1 pseudogene is annotated in these 350 nt (G+C 32.6%); it reads left to right on the top strand.

Annotation, left to right across the window (positions count from 1 at the left end):
* Positions 1–107: 107 nt before the first annotated feature.
* A pseudogene (locus SBH76_RS13565) lies at positions 108–350 on the top strand (Rpn family recombination-promoting nuclease/putative transposase); the annotation flags it as partial.

The raw sequence follows: 350 nt of genomic DNA, 5'->3' as shown, positions 1-350 counted from the left end.
GTAGGGGCATTATACCCGGCTATATTTAATACTTCTGAAATCAATTCTGAAAACTTCTAAAGACAATGGAATCAAAAATAATTCTCTGATATAATAAAGGAGCAGATATGCAAGAAAAAGATATAACTCAAAAGATGCTTGAAAGACACAATGATGTTTTTTCGGATATAGTAAATGTATTGTTGTTTGGCGGAAAGAAAGTGGTAGAGGAAGAAACACTTTTTGATGCCGTTACAGACAGTGCATTAAAAATAGACGGAAGAGTCAGGTTTCAAGACAGAGATGTTGCAAAATATTGGAAAGACAGTCAGATAAATATAGCACTTTTAGGAATAGAAAATCAGACAAAT

This window comes from Lachnoanaerobaculum sanguinis, assembly GCF_033242365.1.
Lineage (GTDB): Bacteria > Bacillota > Clostridia > Lachnospirales > Lachnospiraceae > Lachnoanaerobaculum > Lachnoanaerobaculum sanguinis.
The sequence above is the reverse complement of the archived record's forward strand: the minus strand, read 5'-3'. Positions and strand labels throughout refer to the sequence as shown.